Annotated in this window: 21 protein-coding genes; 7 read left to right on the plus strand and 14 right to left on the minus strand. The window is 69.0% G+C overall.

What is annotated here, in order from left to right; genetic code table 11:
• Nucleotides 1–8: 8 nt before the first annotated feature.
• The 5 genes from ACJJVL_RS10425 to ACJJVL_RS10445 all read right to left on the minus strand — a co-directional run bounded on the left by ACJJVL_RS10425 (nucleotide 9) and on the right by ACJJVL_RS10445 (nucleotide 3,753).
• A complete protein-coding gene (locus tag ACJJVL_RS10425; RefSeq protein ID WP_405218594.1) occupies nucleotides 9–683 on the minus strand; it encodes a PIN domain-containing protein in 675 nt (224 codons plus the stop codon).
• Between the two features lie 20 nt (nucleotides 684–703).
• Entirely contained in the window at nucleotides 704–1,186 is a 483-nt protein-coding gene (locus ACJJVL_RS10430; protein WP_405218595.1) for a helix-turn-helix domain-containing protein, read from the minus strand.
• Between the two features lie 87 nt (nucleotides 1,187–1,273).
• Nucleotides 1,274–2,656, minus strand: coding sequence for a purine-cytosine permease family protein (locus ACJJVL_RS10435; RefSeq protein ID WP_405218596.1), 1,383 nt, complete (start codon nucleotides 2,654–2,656; stop codon nucleotides 1,274–1,276).
• A gap of 87 nt (nucleotides 2,657–2,743) precedes the next feature.
• A complete protein-coding gene (locus ACJJVL_RS10440) occupies nucleotides 2,744–3,172 on the minus strand; it encodes a nuclear transport factor 2 family protein (protein ID WP_405218597.1) in 429 nt (142 codons plus the stop codon).
• A 179-nt stretch (nucleotides 3,173–3,351) separates the two neighbouring features.
• Entirely contained in the window at nucleotides 3,352–3,753 is a 402-nt protein-coding gene (locus ACJJVL_RS10445; RefSeq protein WP_405218598.1) for a hypothetical protein, read from the minus strand.
• 57 nt (nucleotides 3,754–3,810) lie between these two features.
• On the opposite strand from ACJJVL_RS10445, the gene ACJJVL_RS10450 reads away from it, so the two are divergent.
• The 3 genes from ACJJVL_RS10450 to ACJJVL_RS10460 all read left to right on the plus strand — a co-directional run bounded on the left by ACJJVL_RS10450 (nucleotide 3,811) and on the right by ACJJVL_RS10460 (nucleotide 7,111).
• Nucleotides 3,811–4,695: a class I SAM-dependent methyltransferase gene (locus tag ACJJVL_RS10450; protein WP_405218599.1), complete on the plus strand. Its 885-nt coding sequence runs from the start codon at nucleotides 3,811–3,813 to the stop codon at nucleotides 4,693–4,695.
• A 45-nt stretch (nucleotides 4,696–4,740) separates the two neighbouring features.
• A complete protein-coding gene (locus tag ACJJVL_RS10455; RefSeq protein ID WP_405218600.1) occupies nucleotides 4,741–5,892 on the plus strand; it encodes a PD-(D/E)XK nuclease family protein in 1,152 nt (383 codons plus the stop codon).
• Nucleotides 5,893–6,028: 136 nt separating this feature from the next.
• A complete protein-coding gene (locus tag ACJJVL_RS10460; RefSeq protein ID WP_405218601.1) occupies nucleotides 6,029–7,111 on the plus strand; it encodes a TM2 domain-containing protein in 1,083 nt (360 codons plus the stop codon).
• Between the two features lie 123 nt (nucleotides 7,112–7,234).
• Here the strand turns inward: ACJJVL_RS10460 and ACJJVL_RS10465 are convergent, their stop codons facing one another.
• The 7 genes from ACJJVL_RS10465 to ACJJVL_RS10495 form a co-directional block, all read right to left on the minus strand.
• The gene (locus ACJJVL_RS10465; protein ID WP_405218602.1) at nucleotides 7,235–7,837 is read right to left on the minus strand and encodes a hypothetical protein; all 603 of its coding nucleotides are present in this window, start codon (nucleotides 7,835–7,837) and stop codon (nucleotides 7,235–7,237) included.
• Between the two features lie 91 nt (nucleotides 7,838–7,928).
• Entirely contained in the window at nucleotides 7,929–8,444 is a 516-nt protein-coding gene (locus tag ACJJVL_RS10470; protein ID WP_405218603.1) for a hypothetical protein, read from the minus strand.
• A 74-nt stretch (nucleotides 8,445–8,518) separates the two neighbouring features.
• A complete protein-coding gene (locus tag ACJJVL_RS10475) occupies nucleotides 8,519–8,824 on the minus strand; it encodes a putative quinol monooxygenase (RefSeq protein WP_405218604.1) in 306 nt (101 codons plus the stop codon).
• A 113-nt stretch (nucleotides 8,825–8,937) separates the two neighbouring features.
• Nucleotides 8,938–10,146, minus strand: coding sequence for a PLP-dependent aminotransferase family protein (locus ACJJVL_RS10480; protein WP_405218605.1), 1,209 nt, complete (start codon nucleotides 10,144–10,146; stop codon nucleotides 8,938–8,940).
• Between the two features lie 119 nt (nucleotides 10,147–10,265).
• The gene (speB, locus tag ACJJVL_RS10485; RefSeq protein WP_405218606.1) at nucleotides 10,266–11,207 is read right to left on the minus strand and encodes an agmatinase; all 942 of its coding nucleotides are present in this window, start codon (nucleotides 11,205–11,207) and stop codon (nucleotides 10,266–10,268) included.
• A gap of 68 nt (nucleotides 11,208–11,275) precedes the next feature.
• A complete protein-coding gene (locus ACJJVL_RS10490; RefSeq protein ID WP_405218607.1) occupies nucleotides 11,276–12,214 on the minus strand; it encodes a DUF429 domain-containing protein in 939 nt (312 codons plus the stop codon).
• Nucleotides 12,215–12,281: 67 nt separating this feature from the next.
• Entirely contained in the window at nucleotides 12,282–13,346 is a 1,065-nt protein-coding gene (locus ACJJVL_RS10495) for a YeiH family protein (RefSeq protein WP_405218608.1), read from the minus strand.
• Nucleotides 13,347–13,430: 84 nt separating this feature from the next.
• Here ACJJVL_RS10495 and ACJJVL_RS10500 point away from each other — a divergent pair, with 84 nt between their 5' ends.
• Nucleotides 13,431–14,363: a LysR family transcriptional regulator gene (locus ACJJVL_RS10500; protein ID WP_405218609.1), complete on the plus strand. Its 933-nt coding sequence runs from the start codon at nucleotides 13,431–13,433 to the stop codon at nucleotides 14,361–14,363.
• A gap of 70 nt (nucleotides 14,364–14,433) precedes the next feature.
• Nucleotides 14,434–14,946, plus strand: coding sequence for a hypothetical protein (locus ACJJVL_RS10505; protein WP_405218610.1), 513 nt, complete (start codon nucleotides 14,434–14,436; stop codon nucleotides 14,944–14,946).
• 20 nt (nucleotides 14,947–14,966) lie between these two features.
• On the opposite strand, the gene ACJJVL_RS10510 is transcribed toward ACJJVL_RS10505, so the two are convergent.
• A complete protein-coding gene (locus tag ACJJVL_RS10510) occupies nucleotides 14,967–16,256 on the minus strand; it encodes an ABC transporter permease (protein ID WP_405218611.1) in 1,290 nt (429 codons plus the stop codon).
• On the minus strand, nucleotides 16,253–17,005 hold the full coding sequence (locus ACJJVL_RS10515; protein ID WP_405218612.1) for an ABC transporter ATP-binding protein: 753 nt from the start codon (nucleotides 17,003–17,005) through the stop codon (nucleotides 16,253–16,255). The genes ACJJVL_RS10510 and ACJJVL_RS10515 overlap by 4 nt, the downstream gene beginning before the upstream one ends.
• Before the next feature lie 64 nt (nucleotides 17,006–17,069).
• Here ACJJVL_RS10515 and ACJJVL_RS10520 point away from each other — a divergent pair, with 64 nt between their 5' ends.
• Together ACJJVL_RS10520 and ACJJVL_RS10525 are read left to right on the plus strand one after the other, a co-directional pair.
• Nucleotides 17,070–18,593, plus strand: a complete 1,524-nt coding sequence (locus tag ACJJVL_RS10520; protein WP_405218613.1) for a phytoene desaturase family protein — start codon at nucleotides 17,070–17,072, stop codon at nucleotides 18,591–18,593.
• A 226-nt stretch (nucleotides 18,594–18,819) separates the two neighbouring features.
• Complete coding sequence (locus ACJJVL_RS10525; protein WP_405218614.1) at nucleotides 18,820–19,854, plus strand: TerC family protein; 1,035 nt, start codon at nucleotides 18,820–18,822, stop codon at nucleotides 19,852–19,854.
• The last annotated feature ends 15 nt before the right edge of the window (nucleotides 19,855–19,869 follow it).

Raw genomic sequence — 19,869 nt, forward strand, 5'->3', positions numbered from 1 at the left:
GCTCCTGTCTAGTCCATTCCCTGTTGTGCCCGCTCCCAGCTGGACATCACCAAGCTGCCCGACAATCCGCGAATCAACGAGCTGCCGGTCGCAAACCTGCGAGTTCGGCCATCACATCCACCGCCGCAGCACGTCGGCTCCCTGATGGATCCCGTACCGAGCCTCGAGCAGGTCCAAAATGTCGCTCGGTGAGAGGGCGGGATTGATGCGCCGTACGGACATCTCGCGAAGCGCGTCAATGGACTCGAAGGCTGCGCGATCACCATTGCGTCAATGAAGTCCGCGGCGCTCTCGGTGCGCAGCGAACGAGGGAGGAGTGCGGCTGGGAAGTCCTTGTGGTTCTCGGTCACGATGACTTCGGCTCCGGCGACGATTGCGGCCCCGAGCACATGCTCATCGTCGGGATCTGGCAACCCGACAGGCTTCACGCAATCCCAAGCGTCGACCGTCGCACCCTCGAACCTGATGCGCATCTGACCGATGAGGCGCGCAGCGCAGGTCGCGGCCTCCTCTTCCCCGACCGAGTGACGCCGCTGAAGTTTGATCGCCTCGTGGCGCTCGAGCTCCTCGAGCACCACGTCGCTCCAGACCGGCTGGAACACGTTCGTCACAGCGAGGCTCAACAAGAAGTCGCGCTGAAGGCTCGGCCAGAGCACGCAGGTATCGAGCGCAGCCACGTACATCCGCTCATGCTGGCATGCACTCAGGCGCTGCCGCGCGCCTTTCTCGCCTCCGCGACACGCTTCCGCACGTCTCGCAGCTGCCGCTCCACATCGAGACCCTCGACATCATCGTCAAGGTCCGACTGCATCTCAGCCAGCAACTCGAACTGTCGCGCGCGGCGCCGCTCTCTGTAGTCGAGCAGATCACTCATCCGAATCCGGCGGTGGGTGCCGACCTTCTCGTGCGGAAGTTCGCCGCGGTCGATGATGGCAATGACCGTCGGTCGACTCACGCCGAGCATGTCGGCAGCTTGCTGGGTCGTCAGCAACTGGTCGCTAGGAGTGACGTGCACTGCCTTGCCAGCACGCATCGCGCTCACGACCTGCAGCAGCACATCGTGCACTTCCGGGGGCAGCGGAATACGGCCGGATGGCCCGACGAGCGCGAACTCGTCGTCCCGCTGAAGCGCATCGTCCAGATCGATCAACGACTCGGATGTTGCCGGCAGGTAGGTGTGGGGCACTAGTGCCGTACTCATGGCGGTTCCTCTCAACGCAATAAACGTAGCACGCTTTCGAATATTGCGTTGAGAGTCGTGCCGTGGCCTTGACTACTGCGCCTCGTCCTCCGCCAGGTTGCGCGACTCCACCGTGTTGTCGGCGCCGACGCGCGTCGCCCACGCCCACACCCAGTAGAGGAGGAACGCCACGGCGAAGGTCGGCAGTGCCGCGCCGATGGGCGAGCCCCACCAGAACGTGAGCGCCAGGTAGGTGAGCGCGCCGATCGCCCAGGTGACGATCGCCGCCCAGTGCACGCCGCCGGTGAACCAGTAGCGTCCGCCCGAGCGCTCGAGGATGTCGCGCCCGTAGGCGCGGCCACGGATCAGGTAGTAGTCGACGATCATGATCGCGAAGACCGGGATGAACAGCGCGCCGATGGTCGACAGGAAGGTCGTGAACTGCTCGAGCAGCGCGAGCCAGGTCGAGCCGACGATCGCGATCGCGCCGACGACGAGGGCGGTCGGCAGGAAGCGCAGCGGCTTGCGCGTGGGCAGCGCGTTCGTGAGCGACAGCGTCATCCCGTACATGACCATCGTGTTCGTCGCCATGACCGACAGGAAGATCGCGATGGCGAGCGGGGCGCCGAAGGCCTCGATGATGGTCACGGGGTCGAAGGCGATGACCTCGCCGCCGGAGAGCAGCACGAAGGCGATCGCGACCGCACCGAGCGTCATGGTGAGCGTGGTCGAGAGTGTGTAGCCGACGAAGGCGCCGACGCCGCCGGCGCGCTGCGTGCGGGCGACGCGGGTGAGGTCGGCCGAGAGCACCGTCCAGGAGATGGCGGTGGCGAAGACAATGTCGAACACCAGCGAGCTCGTCATGCCGAACTCGGGGTCGGGCTCGATGGCGGCGAACTCCGTGGGCGCGTAGGTGGTGAGCGCGACGACGAAGATGTAGGCCATGATGCCGAGGATCACGAACGCGAAGTAGGGCTCGATGCGGGCGATGCCCTCGTGGCCGAAGATCGCGAGCGCCACGACGATCGCCTGGCAGATCGCCGCCCACATGGCCGGGTTGGAGAAGCCGGTCGCCTGCGCGACCAGCCAGTCGATCGAGATGCCGGCGAGCATCGCCTGCACCCACGACCAGCCCATCAGCACGATGAAGTTCGAGATCGCGGGCACGATCGAGCCCCGGAGGCCGAAGGAGCCGCGCGTGAGCGACATGGTCGGCAGGCCTGTGCGCGTGCCCATGATGCCGATGAGCGTCAGCACGACGGCGCCCATGACGGTGCCGAGGACGATCCACATGACCGCCTCGCCGATGCTCACGCCAGGCACGAAGAGCGTGCCGGTGAGGAGCGTCGTCACGACGAGGTTGGCGGCCAACCAGATGAGCAGCACGCGGCCGGTGCCGCGGTTACCGCGGATCGGGCCGAACCCGCCAGAGCCCTCCTCGATCCGATCGAGCAGGCGGCGCTTGGTGTTGGTCATGGATGCTCCTCAGTCGCTCTCGTCAGTCGAGGACGTCCGCCCTCCGTTGGTCGAGGAGCGCCCGCAGGGCGCGTCTCGAGACCATTTTCAGTCACCAGCGGATGCGTCGCCCTGCGCCTCGCCGTCGCCCTGCGCTGAAATCGGCGAAAGATGCTCATGCACGGCCACCAGCCGCCCATCTCGGCGCTCGAACACGATCGACTCGCGCTCTCGGTAGGTCTCGATCGCGTCCGGCTCCCCGGCCGTCGTCTCGAGTTCATGCAGATACACGCCGCCGCCGCCGATCACCTGCACGTGATCCCACAGCGTGCGGCAGTCCTTCACTTGCCAACCGCTCGCCTGCAGCTCGCGCCAGCCTTCGCGCCAGGCGTCTGCCCCGATCAGCGGAGCGGGATCGGTGTGGAACGCGAAGGAGCAGTCGTCGGCGAAGCCGGCGAAGTACGTCTCCTCGTCGTTGCTGCGGAATGCGCGCACGATCTCCTGTGCGGCGGAGCGGATGTCGTCCTCGAGGGTCATGGCACAGGTCTAGTGCATGGTGCGGGCATCAACTGAACGGGCGCGCAGGGCAACTCTTTGCCCGTTCCAGAGAGTGCTCGTCGTCGCGATCGACCGGTTCAACCTGCGCGAGTTCCTCTGAGCTCTCGGGTAAGAGCGTCCTCTGATGTTTGTCGAATGCTGGCCAGCGGCCCCGCCGCTCAGCAGAAGTCGCAGCGGCGCGAGACCGGGAGCCGGTTGCCACAGTTGGGACACACACCACCATCAAGGCGATTGCCATTGCGGATCGTGGGGCCACGCCAAGGGCCGTGCTGCGGATGGCGCACGCCCCAGGTGCCCGGCAGGTGACGACTCTCGAAACGGTCGACGTCGCCGACCAAGTCGAGCAGCTCCTGCTCCGAGCGGAATCCGATCGTCGAGCCGGAATGCACGCGAAGCGCAACCCCGCCGCTCAGCCGCTCGACGCGAAAGTGGTTGCTGAAGCGCACGAGTGAATGCGTGTCGGTTTTTTCAACGAAGCGACGGATGAACGCCTGGTTGTCCTCGTGGGTGCGCTGATCGCGGAACGCATCCTTCAACGATTCGTACACCTCGCGCTCCATCGCGGCCTCCCTCTGGTTCGACCTGATGAAACCACGCAACGCTGACATGTCAGTGCCATGAGCGATCGTCAGCGGTACGAAACGGACACACGGAACCAGGGACGACAGATGATGCAGGACCGCATTACCGCAGCAGATCTCGAATGGTGGCTAGCGAAATCCGCCGACCTCGAGTGGACGTCCGCGAAGACCTACGCGAAGACGGCGCCGCACAGCTACGTGGTGCGCGGTCGCACAAGCGGAATGACCGACGACGATTACGTGCGCGCGGGCCGCGTGATCCACACGTTCGGGCAGCCAGCGAAGTTCTACGATCGCACCGACATCTACCTCGAAGCGCGCGGCGTGAAGTGGTGGACGATGGATCGCGACGTGCGCGACACCGCACTCATCAATCAGGCGTCGAGCGACCGCCTCTACGGCGTGCAGAACGCACCGATGACGAAATCCTTGTTCGTCTCGCCTTTCGACGAGCTGGCTTCGGGCTGGGATGTCACCCACCCGACATCCGACGCACTCGCGGCCGACTTGGAGCAGGCGTTTGCGCGACTTCGCTCGACCTACCTATCCTCGGTGCTCGACTTCGGCTGCGGCACCGGACGGATTCTTGACCTCGGTCTTGTGCGCCCCGAACGCTACGCAGGCATCGACGCAAGCGGCGCGATGCTCAATCAGCTCGTTCGCAAGCATCCGCGCGTCGCTGCCGTCTATCCGTTGCAGCTCGGCACGAGCGTTGCACCGTGGTTCACCTACGGCCAGTTCGAGATCGTGACGACGCTCATGCCGCTCGGCTATCGGCTCGACCCAGCGCTCATCCAGGAGCTGCGTCAGGTCGCTAGCGGCGGCATGGTCGTCGCGGATGGCGATACAGTCACGATCCTCGACCCTGGTCCTCGACCGGCACGCTCCCCGCAACACAACGGGCGGGAGTCATTGCTGTAACGATCAAGTTGAGCGCAAAGGGTGGGCGACTATTACGCTACGACCATGCCTGACGAATCGGTAGACGGCGGCTCGGCGAAGGCCTCTGCCTTTTCCTTCCTTCTGCACGACTTCGATGTCATCCGCACACCGTCGCGGCCCATCAATGTTTTCGAACTGTCAGGATTCCCAAGGTGGGAAACTGTGGCGTCACGGGTACTTGCATACTTTCTCAATCCGCGTGATCGGCGGCACCGCATGGGCAGCGCCGGGATTGACGCGCTATTGCGCCTAGTCGACGGCGCGCATACAATCTCGCTCTCCGGCGAACCCGGGACGCCTTTGGACACGGCTTCTCTTCTGGGGTCAGACGCGTGGATAGTTCAAGTTGAAGCCACAGCGGGCGATCGCAGTCGGATCGATATCCTTATGTGCAACGAAGAACATGACCTTGCGATCGTCCTGGAGAACAAAATCGATGCAAGCATCAATAACCCGTTCGAATCATACGTGCGTCACGCGGCAATATCCCAATCCCGAGTCGTTGCGCTCGTCCTTTCGCCAACTAAGCGCGTGTTGTCCGCGCGCGATGGCCGATGGATTTCCGAGTCGATCACTTACGATGAGTACTTCGAACACCTTCTCGCCGCTTTGGATGAGCTGCCCGATATCGACCGTCGGAGCTTCGAGCTTCTCGAGCAGTTCGTCGAGAACATCAGCGAGAAGGAGCGGCGTGTGAGCGCAGGTTCAGAAGCAGAGATGCTAGAAGCATTTTGGGCTGCAACCGCGCTCGAGCAAAATGCCCTCGGTGAATTTTTCAAGGCCCTGAACCGCGTCAATAGAGTTCTCCGTCGGCGCGCTGAGAAACTTGCCTCGACGATTTTCGATGAACTTTCCCCCAGGCATGCGGTTCAGCAATCGTGGCTCGTCTCCGGCAACGACCGGGCATGGGGCCGTAGCGACGGGCGTGTGGCAGTCGTATACGTCGCCTATGAACTCAGTAGCGGAAACTGCATCGAACTGATGCTCGGTCAGTACCCGGGCCGAACCTGGACGGGATTCGCCGTCAAGGCCTACCCGAGCAGGCGCGACCCGGGCGCAATGTACGACGACTTTGACCATGTGCAGCTCGAGGCGGACTGGCGAACGACAGATGCAGGCATCGCTGCGGAGTTCATTGAGTTCGCGGACCGTCTCGAACGGCGTCATCCACGCTGAGGGATGCACAAGTTGCACCTGGCCGTGCGGCGGTGGCGTGAGGAGGACTCCCGCAAGTTGAGTAGTGCTGTTCGAGCTTCATTGACCCACGGAGGTCCCCGCATCTCACTCCATCCCTCCGCAGGGCTACGGCGCAGTGCCGCCGCCCTCCGCGCCCGTGCAGCAGCACGCCCCGCAGGGCTACGGCCCCGCGCCTACCGCTCCCTACGGTGCGCCCGCCAATGCTCCGCAGGCGCAGCAGAAGAGCTTCCTCACGACCTGGCTGCTCGCGCTGCTGGTCGGCGGGCTCGGCGTCGACCGCTTCTACCTCGGCAAGATCGGCACGGGCATCCTCAAGATCGTGACCTTCGGTGGCCTGGGTCTCTGGTGGCTCGTCGACCTGATCCTCACGCTCACGGGCAACCAGACCGACAAACTGCGGCGCCCGCTCGCCGGCTACCAGCAGCACAAGAAGGTGGCATGGGTCGTCTCGGGTGCGTGGCTGCTGCTCGGGATCATCTTCGGCGGTGTGAATGGCGCCACCGCCGGAAGCGCTCCCGTCTCCGCACCCGCAGCTGAGGATCCGGCCGCCGCCCCGGCAGAGCCCGCTGACGAACCTGCTGACGAGGCGCCCGAAGAGGCGGAGGAGGAGCCGGCGGCAGAACCTGTCGTCGAAGACACCGCGGACGACGCAGCCGCATGGGCGGCCGAGACTTTCGGCACCTTCGAGCCAGTCACGCAGCAGGGCTCCGGCGACACGATCATCGAGCTGCCCGCATCCGGCGGCCTCGTCACCGCCTCGCACAACGGCTCCGCGAACTTCATCGTGCAGGCGCTCGACGCCGACAACGAGTCGACCGGCGACCTGCTCGTCAACACGATCGGCAGCTACAGCGGCCAGACGGCCTTCGGCCTCAATGCGTTCTCCGAAGGCGTGCGCCTGCAGGTGGCCGCGGATGGCGCGTGGGAGCTGACGATCGCTCCGATCGCGAACGCGCCCGAGCTTGCCGAGTCGGGCAGCGGCGACGGCGTCTTCCTCCACGACGGAGCGGCCGGTGCTGCCGCGCTCACACTCGACGGGTCCGCGAACTTCATCGTGCAGCAGCACTCCGACGACATGTTCTCGATGGGCCTGCTCGTCAACGACATCGGGGCGTATTCCGGCACTGTGCCCATGGGCGCCGGCCCGTCGGTCGTGACCGTGATGGCTGACGGCGGATGGACCTTCGAGGTTCGGTAGTTGCGCTGGTTCGAGCGGGCGCTCCTGCGGGGCGCCCGCCCGAACGGCGAAGCCCTGCGAGGCTCCGGCGAAGCACTCCCACCGCCCGCGAGCCGCGGGCTCGTGCGGGGAGCGACTGTGCTCCTAAGAGCTCGCCGTCGCGTCCGGCAGCGGTTCGCCACAATCCCTGCAGGTCGGCGCTGCCGGGACGACCATGAAGCAGTTCAGGCACGTCACTTCGCGCAGCTGCGGCCGTGGCGACGCGGTTGCGCGCGGTGCCGTGCGCGTGCGTGGCGCCGGACGCGTGCGCTCGGTCCGCTCGGGCACCCGCGCGAGCACCACCGGCGCCCCGCCGTCCTCTGGCATCGTCGCTCCGTGCCACCGATAGCAGGCGAGGCGATCCTCGGCGGCGATCCGCTCTCGCGTGCGCGCATCCGTACCCGCCGCAACGCCGGAGTAGCCGACCGCGATCGTCAGATCGGCTCGCACGCACAACGAGGCCAGCTGCGGTTCGCCCCGCTTGCGCGCATCATCAACGACCTTGCCCAGCACGCGCCCGATCCAGTCAGCCGTCGGCTGCCGGGTCGTGATGCCGGTGCTGGCCCGGATCCGCCGACTCAGTTCGTCCTCGGTGATCCACGCGCCGTACTCGCGCGCCGTCTCGATTAACACGTCGCGAGCCGCCGGCACCCATTGCCGGTCGGCGTCGGCCTGCGAGACGTAGTTCCCGTTCGCCAGATCCGGCATCGCGTGATCCCCCCTCCGACCGCTCGTACGACAACGCTATCGGCCGCTTCGAAGGAGGACTGCCAGCGCATGTGCGCAGCGCGTGCGACGCCTACGCCGTCGGCGGCTCTGAACGAGCCATTGCGTCCGCCCGATCCGCACTCCCGAACACCCACTCGACCAGCAGCGCGACCCAGCCGAAGATCCACGCGAAAGCCGCGACGCACGCGATGACCGTCGAGACGTCGTGAACGGCAGAAGGAGGGAGTGGCCGGCCAAGCAGCAGCGTCAGCGTCGAGTTCGTGTATTCGGGCCCGCCACCGCTGTCGACCCACGTCAATCCGAAGACCAGGACTCCGATGGATGTCAGCCATGCCCACAGCGTCGCGCGAATGCGCCGCGAGCCGAAGCGCATCGAGCCCTGCGACCACAGCATCTCTCGCGCCACTGCGATCACCACCAGCGCGTAGCCCGCGACCCAAAGCAAGCCCGTGAACATGACCGCGTACCACATGAGGAAGCCAGCGGTCGGCAGCTTGATCATCACGGCGACGACCGGGGCGATCATCGTCACCCGCGCGGTCAACGCCATTGAGGGCCCGGATGCTGCGGCAGGCGTCGTCTGCATGGGTGGAGCATCACGCAGGGGCCGGGAGCCGCAAGATGCAGCGCACCGCGCGAGGCTCCGATTGCGTCCAGAGCTCAGCCGATCGCGCCGTCGCCCTCGTAGCCGACGACCTCGCGCGACTCCAGCAGCGGGATGATCTGCATCTTGCCGATCGAGGCGAAGTGGGCGCTCTCGCGGTGCGCGGTGAACGCCTCCGCATCCTCGTAGACCTCGACGATCGTGAACACTTGCGGATGCTCGAGGTCGCGGGCGACGGAGTACGAGATGTTGCCCGACTCCTGGCGGCTCGCCGCGGCCAGCGTCGGCAGCAGCTCGGCCACCTGGTCGGCGGTCTCGGGCTTGGCGGTGTAGGTCGCAACGACCATGGTGTGGGTGCTCACGTCGATTCCTCCCTTGGTGCGACAACGAAGCGCGGCGGCGGCCCGGCGTTGCCGTCGGCTCCAGGCTCTCTGCGCGGTAACGACGTGTCAACGACGGGTCGATCGCAGCCGAGTCAGTTGGGTCGCGAAGCCGCCACCCGCGCGAACGCACGCCCCATCCGCTGAGCACCCTCCGCCAGCCGCTCCGGCGACTCGAACGAGTAGGCAAGTCGCAGCTCGCTCTCTCCCTCGCCCGGCGCACAGAACGCCGCACCCGGCACGAAGACGACCTGCTCGTCGATCGCGGCGTCGAGCAGCGCATCCGTCGTCCAGCCCTCGGGCAGGGTCAGCCAGGTGAAGAAGCCGCCCTCGGGCTTGGTGAGCGTCGACCCCGCGGGCAAATGCTCGTCGAGCGCGGTGCACAGCGCATGCGCGCGCTCTCCGTAGACCGCGGCGGCGCTTGCGATCGCCGCACGGAAATCCTGCTCGGTCACGAACTCCGCCGCGATCGCCTGGCTGTAGGGCGAGGCGCAGATCACCGTCGACTCCGAGGCGAGCTGCAGCGAGCGCCGCATCCACGTCGGCGCCGCGGCCCAGCCGACCCGCAGTCCGGGCGCGAGCACCTTGGAGAACGTGCCGAGGTAGACCACGTGCTCGGGGTCGAGCTCGTGCAGCGACGGCACCGTGCGGGGCTCGAACGCGAGCATGCCGTAGGGGTTGTCCTCGATGATCGGAATGCCCGCCTGTCGGCAGATGTCGACGATCTCTGGTCGCCGCTCGGGCGCGAGCGTGACCCCCTTCGGGTTCTGGAAGTTCGGTACCGCGTAGAGCATGCGCGGCTGACGGCCTTCAGCGGCGAGGCGGCGGATGCGCTCGCGCAGTGCGTCGGGCACGAGGCCGTTGGCATCCATAGCGACATGCTCGACCCTGAGGCCCGCACCGCCGAACGTGCCGAGCGCGCCCACGTAGGTCGGATCTTCGACCAGCACCGTGTCGCCCTGCTCGCACAGCACCTTCGTGACCAGGTCGAGCGCCATCTGCGAACCAGCGGTGACTTGGATGCTGTCGACGTCGGCCGCGATGTGCTCGGCGGCCATCAGCTCGACGATCGCCTCGCGCAGCTCCGTCATGCCGTAGCCGGAGCCGTACTGCAGCACTTCGTGCGGCCGGTCGCGCACGAGCCGCGCCGAAGCATCCGCCATCCAGTCGAGCGAGGCGAGCGCCAGGTCGGGGTTGCCGCCGGCGAGCGAGATGACGCCGGGCTGCATCGAGGCCTCCCACACGTCGCGCACCGGCGAGGGCAGGAAGCCGCGGGAGCGGTCGGTGAGGAAGGGATGCTGCACGGTCGGCTCCTTTGCCTGGGTGCGGGTCTTGGTCTCGTGACGCCCGACGCCTGCGGTGGCGGGCTCCTCGACCGTCTGGGTGGCGCGGCCGGCTCCTCCCCCGGCGGGGTGGGGTCGCGTCAGTCGCGCGGCGCCATCGCCGAGATCAGCTCGTAGATCGCGTGGCTGGCCGCAACGGCCGTCATCTGCGCGTGGTCGTAGGCAGGCGCGACCTCCACCACGTCTGCGCCGACGATCTCGAGGTGCGACATCGCCCGCAGGATGCGCAGCAGCTCGCGGCTCGTGAGGCCGCCGGCCTCGGGCGTGCCCGTGCCGGGCGCGTGCGCGGGGTCGAGCACGTCGATGTCGATCGAGATGTAGACCTTCGCATCGCCGATCCGCTCGAGCAGCCGCTCGATGGCTCGCTCGACGCCCGTCTCCTCGATCTCGACCGAGGTGATCGGTACGAAGCCGAGGCGCTCGTCGTCGTCGAGGTCCTGCTGCGCGTAGAGCGGGCCGCGGGTGCCGACGTGGACGCTCGCGGTGAGGTCGATGAGGCCCTCCTCGCTCGCGCGGCGGAACGGCGTGCCGTGCGTGACGGGAGCGCCGAAGTAGGTGTCCCAGGTGTCGAGGTGCGCGTCGAAGTGCACGACCGCGACCGGGCCGTGGATGGCGTGCGTCGCGCGCAGCAGCGGCAGCGCGATCGTGTGGTCGCCGCCGATCGTGACGAGGCGCGTGCCGTTCGCCGTCAGCTCACGCGCGTGCGCCTCGATGTCGGCGACCGCCTCGTCGATGGAGAACGGGTTGACCGCCATGTCGCCGGCGTCGACGACCTGCTGGCTGCCGAACGGCGCGACCTGCTGCGCCGGGTTCCAGGGCCGCAGCAAGCGGCTGATCTCGCGCACGTGCGATGGCCCGAAGCGGGCTCCCGGCCGGAAGCTCACACCGCTGTCGAACGGCACGCCCACGACGGCGATGTCGGCGTGCTCGACCTCGTCGATGCGGGGCAGGCGCGCGAAGGTGGCGATGCCCGCGAAGCGGGGCACGCGGCTGGCGTCGACGGGTCCGATGGGCTCGGTCACTGGGTACTCCTGACGTTCTGACTGGTCTCTCGCACGCTACACCGGGGCATCCGTGCGGGCCAGCGAGCTCAGCTGCGTTCTCTCAGCCGTCTCAGGTCGCACTCCAGCGCGGTCGCCTCCGCCGGGGTGAGCGACCACTGAGCGGAGGGCCCATGGAGGGCGAAGCCGGGCGGCTCGGTGATCGGCGTTGGGTTTGGGTCCGCTGACTCCTCGAACCTCACCGTCCGCCTCGGTGCAACGCGCTCGGAGCGGGGACGAGCCGAATGGGTGGGCGGATGCGGCGCGACGATGTAGCCGCGATGCACATCGCCGAAGACCCTCAGCCGCGCATCCCGCTCCGCCCAGAGCCAGGCGAGGTAGGCGCAGACGATCCCGTCCACCTCGTCCTCGACCTTATTCAGCTCGCCGTGCGTGAGCGCGACCGAGACGACCTCCTCGATCTGCGACCACCGTGGCGCGTCAGCGAGCTGCAGCGATTCGATGCCGTTGAGGTGGTCGAGCAGCAGCAGGAACTGTTCTCGCCTGAACTCGAACGCGTACTTCGCCTTGTGCTTGTACTTCAGGATCAGATCGAGATCCCAGAGCCCCACCATCGCCGGGTGGGGGTAGACCTCGATCGCCAGCCCGCTCCGTTCGTGCGAGGACGGATCGAACGTGAGACCCAGGCGACGCACCAGCGTCTCCGCGCGTGGCGGGTCCATGGTGGGCTTCGATCGATTGGTCGAGTGCGCACCCGCATCGAAGCGACCGAAGTGCGTGTGGATCTCCTGTTCGCAGTCCCGCCGCCCCGTCAGGTTCGGCACGACGATCGGCGCATCGATGGCGACCACGCCGAGGCCGTCGCCCGCTCCAGCCGCCTCGACCCACGCGACGATCTCGTCGTCGGTCCGCAGGGTCGCTGAGGCGACGTACGCACCGTTCGCATCGAGCGCGGCGACGCCGGTCCTGCCGCTCGCGAGACCCCACGCGAGGTCGATTCCGACACTGATCAGGCCTCGCTCGAGCATCCGTCAAACCTAGCCCGAGCGAGCAGGCCGGCTCGCGCGCAGCGCGCAGCCGCGGGCAGTTCCCCGCTCAGCCCAGCTGCACCGCTCCATAGGCCAGCGCGGCGATGATCGCCCACGACAGCAGCGCGACGACAAGGGCGCGCCAGCCCGTGCGCAGCAGCGAGCCCAACCGCACGGCGGCACCGAGGCCGAACAGCGCCATCGCGAGCAGCGCGGTCTGCGCGACATCCGCGGTCTCGAGCACGGCGTCGGGCACGTCGACGAACGTCCGCAGGAGCATCGCGGCGATGAAGCCCGCGACGAACAGCGGCACGATCGGCGGCTGCGAGCCTCCCGCCACCGCGACGCTCGCCCGCCGGCGGATCACGAGCGAGGTGATCGCGACCATGGGTGCGAGCATCAGCACGCGCGTGAGCTTCACGACGATCGCGATCGCGAGCGCGGCAGAGCCCGCGATCTGCGCCGTCGCGACGACCTGGCCGACGTCGTGCACGCCCGCCCCCACCCAGTGCCCGAACTGCTCGGCGGTCAGCCCAAGCGGGTGCCAGAGCAGCGGCAGCACCGCGATCGCCAGCGTGCCGCACAGCGTGACGAGCGCGACCGGTGTCGCCGCCTCCTCGTCGTCGGAGCCGGTGGCGTGGCTCATGGCGCCGATGGCCGATGCGCCGCAGATCGAGAAGCCGGCCGCGATCAGCAGCGGCTGCTGGCCCGGAAGCCGCAGCAGTCGCCCGAGCCCGAGCGTCAGCACGAAGGTCACCACCAGCACGCCGACGACGGCGACCACCGAGACCCAGCCGAGCTCGGCGATGTCGATCAGGCTGAGCTTCAGCCCGAGCAGCACGATGCCGAGCCTCATGCAGCGCTTCGCCGCCACGCGCAGGCCGGGCGCGAGCACGCCCGTGAGCGCCGCGCGTGCGGGAGGCAGCTGCGCCACCAAGATGCCGAGCGCGACCGCAGCGGTCAGCAGCGGCACCGCCGGCACGAGCAGGTGGATGCCGGCGGCCAGCGCCGCCGCTCCCGCCGCGATCGCCACGCCCGGCGTCGCGCGCCGCGCATGCCCCTGCCAGCGTCGGGTGGGCGCCGCGGGCTCGGCGCGGGAGTCGTCGGTCGGCGCGGATGCGGCGGGGGTCATGCATCGATCCCATCGCGGCGGCGCAGCGACCGGAAGAGGGCGTAGCCTTGTGCACACACAACCGTGCTTTGTGGGAGGTGCTTGGTGCCCGGTCCGCACGTGCCAGAGCTCGCGGCGCTGGAGGTGCTCGTCGCCGTCAGCGAGCTGGGCAGCCTCGGCCGCGTCGCGGCCCGCCTCGGCGTCTCGCAGCAGGCCGTCTCCGCGCGGGTCCGCGCGATCGAGGCGCAGGTCGGTGCGCCGCTCGTCACCCGCTCGCCGCGCGGATCGACGCTGACGGCGACCGGCGCGATCATCGCCAGTTGGGCGTCGGACGTGCTCGCGGCCGCCGAGCGGCTGGAGGCGGGTATCGAGTCGGTGCGCGCGGAGGCCGCGCGGCAGCTCGACATCGCCGCGAGCCTCACGATCGCCGAGTACCTGCTGCCGCGCTGGCTCGTCTCGCTGCGCGATCTGCAGGAGTCGACCGGGCATCCGCTCACGCGCGTGGGTCTCACTGCGGCCAACAGTGAAGCGGTGCTCGGCGCGGTGCGCTCGCGGGCCGTGACGCTCGGGTTCGTGGAGACGCCGGAGATCCCCGCAGACCTGCGCCACGTGGCACTCGGCACCGATCGGATGCACGTGGCGGTGGCACCGGCGCACCCCTGGGCGCGCAGGTCGCGGCCCGTCAGCGCGGCAGAGCTCGCAGCCACTCCGCTGGTCGCCCGCGAGGAGGGATCGGGCACGCGTCGGGCACTCGAGCACCTGCTCCTGGGCGCCGCCGGATCGGCGCTCGCACCTCCCCGCGTGGTGCTCTCGAGCACCGCGGCAGTGCGGGCCGCGATCGCCGCCGGGGTCGCGCCCGGAGTGCTCAGTTCGCTCGCCATCGCCGACGACCTGGCGCTGGGGCGACTCGTCACGGTCGAGGTCGCGGATGTGGTGCTCACCCGCACGCTCGCGGCGGTATGGGCATCCGGCGAGCATCCGCCGACCGTGCCCGCGCAGGATCTGGTCGCCATCGCACGCCGATGGCGCACCGAATGATCGGCGTGCTGACTTGCCGGTCGCACGCGCACGCGGCAGGCTGACCGCACACGCCCCCGAGGAGACCGCCATGGCACGCACCGCGCGCAGCGACGCCGACGACAACCTTGCCGCCTACCTGAACGAGCATCTGCTCGCCTCTGAGGGCGGCGTGCAGGCGTTCAAGGCGGCAGCCCGCACCTTCGAGGGCACCCCGCACGAGCCGACGCTGCTCGCGCTCGCCGAGGAGATCGCTCGCGACCGTCGCGACCTCGCCAGCCTCATCCAGCGCCTCGGATTCCGGCCGAAGGGCTGGAAGCGCCTGCTCACCGTGGCGCTGCGCGCAGGCGGCAGCGTCAATCCGGTCAACCTGCTGCGCCTGCGGCACAGCTCGATGGCGCAGTTCGAGCTCGACTTCCTCACCGGCGCGGTGCGCGCCAAGCGGTCGATGTGGGATGCGCTGCTCGAGCTCGCCGAGGATGACCGACGCTTCGAGGTGCGGATGCTGCGAGCGCTGCAGCTGCGCGCCGACCAGCAGATCGCCGAGCTGGTGCGCATCAACCAGGAGACCGTCCGCGAGCGCTTCCTGCCCGGCGACGCGTGAGTCCCCACGCCTGACGCCGGCTACTCGTACCGCAGCGACTCGATCGGGTCCTGCGCCGCCGCCCGACGAGCCGGCAGCACGCCAGAGACGAAGGCGATCAGCATGATGGTCGCGACCACGGCGATGACCGTGAGCGGCTCGAACAGCAGGATGCGCAAGCCGGGCAGGTCGGCGAGCGCGGTGCTGGAGAGCGCGTCGGCGATGGCTGAGCCCGCTGCGACGGCCACGCCGGCGCCCAGCACCGAGCCGAGGAAGCCGATGAAGAGGGCCTCGAGGCTGAACAGGCCGAACACGCGGCCACTCGACATCCCCATCGCCTTCATCAGCCCGATCTCGCGCGTGCGCTCCTGCACGCTCATCAGCAGCGTGTTCACGATGCCGAACGACGCGGCGATCAGCGCGATGATCGCGAAGGCCGACAGGGCGCCGATGATGCCGTCGATCACCGTCTGGATCACCCCCAGCTGATCCTCCACGGTCTGTCCCACGAGGTCGTGCTCGGCGAGCTCCTCCTTGACCGTCGCGATCTCCTCCGGCGTGAGCGCGCCGCCGTCGCCGCTGTCGAGATACGCGACGGCGAGCGGCCAGGCGCCCGGCTGTCCCGGCACGGCCTGCGCCTCGGCGATCTCGTCGACGAGCGCCCCGTTCGCGCCGGCGCCGGGCGCGAACAGGCTCGTGAGGGCGATGCCGACGACGGTCGCATCCGTCTCCTGCGGTGAGCCCGTCGCGTCGGTGTAGCCGATCGTCACGGTCGAGCCGATCGCCGCGGCAGGATCGGCATACCCGAGCGCCACGACGTAGTCGTCGGGCAGCAGCACCTGGCGCGCCGGCGACTCCTGCTCGAGCTGCGCGCCCTCGACGAGGTCGCTGCGACCGATCGACGAGGTGGGGTTGATGCTCAGCTCGAAGCGCGCCGAATCGGGCGCCTGGATCCAGTCGGCCCGGATCTGCCCGATGGTCTCGACCCGCTGCACGCGATCGGTCGCCTCGATCGCGGCGAGGTCGGCCTCGTTGAGCAGCGTGCCGGAGGAGAGCGGGTCGGTGAGTGCCGACTGCTGCCTGCCGTCCGGGTCGTACTCGGCCGGTCCGTCACCGGATGCCACCGCTGCCGCCGGGCTCACGAGCAGGATGTCGCCGGTGCTGAGCGTCGACACCTGCCGCTCGACGTAGTCGTTGACGCCGGCACCGAGCGCGGTCGTGAGGGTGAGCGTGAACGCCCCGACGAAGAGGCTGAGCACCGTGAGCGTGGTGCGGAGCCGACTGCGGAAGGCGTTGCGGATGGCGCTCCGCAGCTGATCGCGGGCCTTCATCGTCGCCCGCCTGCGGCATCCGGGTCGTCGGCGATGCGGCCGTCGGTGATCGTGACCGCGCGATCGCAGCGCGCCGCGAGCGCCGCGTCGTGCGTGACGACCACGAGTGTGATCCCGCGCTGCGCGTGGAGGTCGAACAGCAGCTGCTCGACCTGCGCGCCCGTGGTGGTGTCGAGATTGCCGGTGGGCTCGTCGGCGAAGATCACCGACGGCTCGTTCACGAGCGCCCGCGCGATCACCACCCGCTGCTTCTGCCCGCCCGAGAGGTCGTTCGCCCGGCTTCGCGCCTTGTCTGCGAGCCCCACCGAGTCGAGCGCGTGCATCGCGCGGCGGTCCCGCTCCTTCGGCGGCATGCCGGCGATCACGAGCGGCAGGCTGACGTTCTCGAGCACCGACTGGCCAGCGGTGAGGAAGAACTGCTGGAAGACGAACCCGAACCGCTTGTTGCGCAGCAGGTTCAGCTCGCTCGCGCGCAGACTCGCGGCATCCCGCCCCTCGATCTCGACGCGGCCGCCGGTCGGCCGGTCGAGCAGCGCGAGCAGGTGCATGAGGGTCGACTTGCCCGAGCCGGACCTGCCCACCACGGCGAGCGACTCTCCCGCGCGGATGTCGAGCGTGATGCCGCGCAGTGCGTGGAACGCCGCCTCGCCGCGTCCGTAGGAGCGGCTGACGTCGACTGCGCGCAGGAGCGGCGTTCGAGCTTCTGAACCGGCAGCCGATGGCTGCGCGGTCGGAGCGGGGACGCGCACGCTGCCTTCTCTCGCCGGTGCAGGGACTACCGCAGTAGTAGCACGGGGGACGCATGCGCCACCTGTGGGCTGGCCTGGCAACGCTGGACGCCGACGGCTTGCACCCCGGCGGCGGTCGCGCCAGGCTGAACCTGCACGAGCGACGCCCACTTCAGGAGGCAGCATGACCACCGCCGTCATCGTCGGCGCCGGCCCGAACGGGCTGACCGCCGCCGCGGTGCTCGCGCGCGCCGGGCTCGACGTGACCGTGCTCGAGCGGCTGCCGCAGATCGGCGGCGCCGCGGCATCCGCACCCGCGTTCGGCGATCAGGCCATCATCGATCTCGGCGCCGCCGGCCATCCGTTCGGCGCCACCAGCCCCGCGTTCCGCTCCCTCGGCCTCGAGCAGCACGGGCTCGAGTGGGTGCATGCCGACTACCCGATGGCGCATCCGCTGCCGGGCGGCCGAGCGGCGATCCTGCACCGAGACGCCGAGCGGACGGCCCGCGAGCTGGGCGTCGACGCCGGCGCCTGGCTGCGCATGCACGCGCCCACGACCGCACACCCCTACGAGACGACCGAGGCCATCATGGCCCCGCTCATCCGCGTGCCCGACGACACGCTGCTGCTCGCGCGCATCGGCCTGCGCGGAGCCTGGCCCGCCAGCCTGCTCGCTCGCTCGGTGTTCCGCTCGGGGGCGGCGCAGGCGCTCTTCGCCGGCAGCGCCACGCATGCGACGCTGCCGCTCGGCGCACCGATCACGAGCGCATTCGCCGTCGCCTTCGGCGGGCTCGGCCACGCGACCGGCTGGCCGTTCGCGCGCGGCGGCACGCAGTCGATCGCGGATGCGCTGGCGAGCGTCGCGCAGGCCGCGGGCGCCCGCATCGAGACGGGTGTCGACGTCACCGACCTGCGCGAGCTTCGGGCCGACGTCGTGCTGCTCGACCTCACCCCGCACCAGCTGCTGCGGCTCGCGGGACTCGACCTCTCGGGCGGCTACACGCGCAGGCTCGCGAACTGGCGCTACGGCCCGGGCATCTCGAAGCTCGACCTGCTGCTCGACGGCCCGGTGCCGTGGGCGGATGCGCGGGTCGCCCGCGCGGGCACCGTGCACGTGGGCGGCACGATGGCCGAGATCGCCGCGGCCGAATCCGACGTGGCGCGCGGCCGCATGCCGGAGCGACCGTTCGTGCTGGTCACACAGCCGACCGCCGCCGACCCCGAGCGGGCGCCGGCGGGCAAGCACCTGGTGTGGGCCTACGCGCATGTGCCGCACGCGTGGCCGGGCGACGCATCCGCTGCCATCGAGGCGCAGATCGAGCGCTTCGCGCCCGGCTTCCGCGAGCGCATCGTCGATCGACGAGCGATGCCGCCTGCCGCGCTGGAGCTGTGGAACCAGAACCTGGTGGGCGGCTCGATCGGCGGCGGCTCGCTCGCGGGCACGCAGCAGCTCGCGCGCCCGGTGCTCGCGAACCCGTACCGCGTGCCGACACCCGGCCGCGTCTTCCTGTGCTCGTCGTCAACCCCGCCCGGCGGCGGCGTGCACGGCATGAGCGGCTGGTACGCCGCCAAGGCGGCGCTCCGCTCGTGCGGCGCGGAGGCGGACTGACCGACCGCACCTGCGCACGGGCGGCGAAACTGCACGCGCGGCACGAACGCGGCCTGCGAAAATCATTGACGACCGAACACGAGGATTGCTAGCCTGCTCGCGGAGGGGAGTAGTCCCCCGGGATGTGTCGTCAATTCGTGCTCGCCATCGAGCTCCGGCACATGCGAGATCACTGAACGCCGATCTCGGATCAGACCTCCGGTTGCACTGACAACTGGAGATTCCCTTGGACGTTCCTCTCTACGCCTGGCTCGCCGTACTGGGCGCCATCGTCGCCATGCTGGCGATCGACCTCTTCGCCCACCGTCGAGCACACGTGATCGGCGTGCGCGAAGCGCTCGCGTGGTCGATCGTGTGGGTGCTCTCGGGCATCAGCTTCGGCATCGTCGTCTGGAACATGTGGGGTGCCGAGTACGGGCAGCAGTACTTCGCGGGCTACCTGATCGAGAAGTCGCTCGCCGTCGACAACGTCTTCATCTGGGCGATCATCTTCGCCGCGTTCGCCGTGCCGCGCGAGCTGCAGCACCGGGTGCTGTTCCTCGGTGTGCTCGGAGCGCTCATCTTCCGCGGCATCTTCATCGCCGCCGGAGCCGCGCTGATCCAGAACTTCTCCTGGATCCTGTACGTCTTCGCGGCCTTCCTCATCCTCACCGGCATCCAGCTGCTGCGCACGCGCAACGAGCACGTGCACCCCGAGCGCTCGGTGGTGCTGCGCCTGTTCCGGCGCTTCGTGCCGATGACGGATGTCTACTACGGGCAGCGCTTCCTGGTCAGGAAGGCGGGCGTCCTGGTCGCGACACCGCTGCTGGCGGTGCTCGTGCTCGTAGAGGTCACCGACATCGTCTTCGCCGTCGACTCGATCCCGGCGATCTTCGCCGTCACGTCCGAGCCGTTCCTGGTCTTCACGGCGAACGCCTTCGCGATCCTCGGCCTGCGCGCCATGTACTTCCTGCTCGCCGACCTCATCCACCGCTTCATCTACCTGAAGATCGGGCTGGCCTTCGTGCTCGTCTGGGTCGGCATCAAGATGGCACTGCTGGATGTCTTCTACATCCCGACCACGGTGTCGCTCGCGGTCGTCGCGCTCATCATCACCGTCTCGATCGGCGCCTCGCTGATCGCCACGCGCGGCCAGGGTCGGCGCCCCGTGGAGGCGACGGCGGCGGGCAGCTTCCGGGTCGCGACGGAGGAGGAGATCGCCGAGCTCGAGTCGGTCGGCCGCCGGAAGCCCCGCGCGAGCAGCGGGTCGCCGAGATCCTGACCGGCCCACCACACC

The organism is Agrococcus sp. Ld7, assembly GCF_045064095.1.
In the GTDB taxonomy this organism is placed as follows: domain Bacteria; phylum Actinomycetota; class Actinomycetes; order Actinomycetales; family Microbacteriaceae; genus Agrococcus.

What these genes read in the sequence shown, in the direction of transcription:
- ACJJVL_RS10505 (WP_405218610.1), top strand. Translation starts at nt 14,434, where the DNA reads ATGGCACGCACCGCGCGCAGCGACGCCGACGACAACCTTGCCGCCTAC.
- ACJJVL_RS10495 (WP_405218608.1), bottom strand. Translation starts at nt 13,346, where the DNA reads ATGACCCCCGCCGCATCCGCGCCGACCGACGACTCCCGCGCCGAGCCC.
- ACJJVL_RS10440 (WP_405218597.1), bottom strand. Translation starts at nt 3,172, where the DNA reads ATGACCCTCGAGGACGACATCCGCTCCGCCGCACAGGAGATCGTGCGC.
- ACJJVL_RS10455 (WP_405218600.1), top strand. Translation starts at nt 4,741, where the DNA reads ATGCCTGACGAATCGGTAGACGGCGGCTCGGCGAAGGCCTCTGCCTTT.
- ACJJVL_RS10470 (WP_405218603.1), bottom strand. Translation starts at nt 8,444, where the DNA reads ATGCAGACGACGCCTGCCGCAGCATCCGGGCCCTCAATGGCGTTGACC.
- ACJJVL_RS10490 (WP_405218607.1), bottom strand. Translation starts at nt 12,214, where the DNA reads ATGCTCGAGCGAGGCCTGATCAGTGTCGGAATCGACCTCGCGTGGGGT.
- ACJJVL_RS10465 (WP_405218602.1), bottom strand. Translation starts at nt 7,837, where the DNA reads ATGCCGGATCTGGCGAACGGGAACTACGTCTCGCAGGCCGACGCCGAC.
- ACJJVL_RS10510 (WP_405218611.1), bottom strand. Translation starts at nt 16,256, where the DNA reads ATGAAGGCCCGCGATCAGCTGCGGAGCGCCATCCGCAACGCCTTCCGC.
- ACJJVL_RS10445 (WP_405218598.1), bottom strand. Translation starts at nt 3,753, where the DNA reads ATGGAGCGCGAGGTGTACGAATCGTTGAAGGATGCGTTCCGCGATCAG.
- ACJJVL_RS10435 (WP_405218596.1), bottom strand. Translation starts at nt 2,656, where the DNA reads ATGACCAACACCAAGCGCCGCCTGCTCGATCGGATCGAGGAGGGCTCT.
- ACJJVL_RS10450 (WP_405218599.1), top strand. Translation starts at nt 3,811, where the DNA reads ATGAGCGATCGTCAGCGGTACGAAACGGACACACGGAACCAGGGACGA.
- ACJJVL_RS10425 (WP_405218594.1), bottom strand. Translation starts at nt 683, where the DNA reads ATGTACGTGGCTGCGCTCGATACCTGCGTGCTCTGGCCGAGCCTTCAG.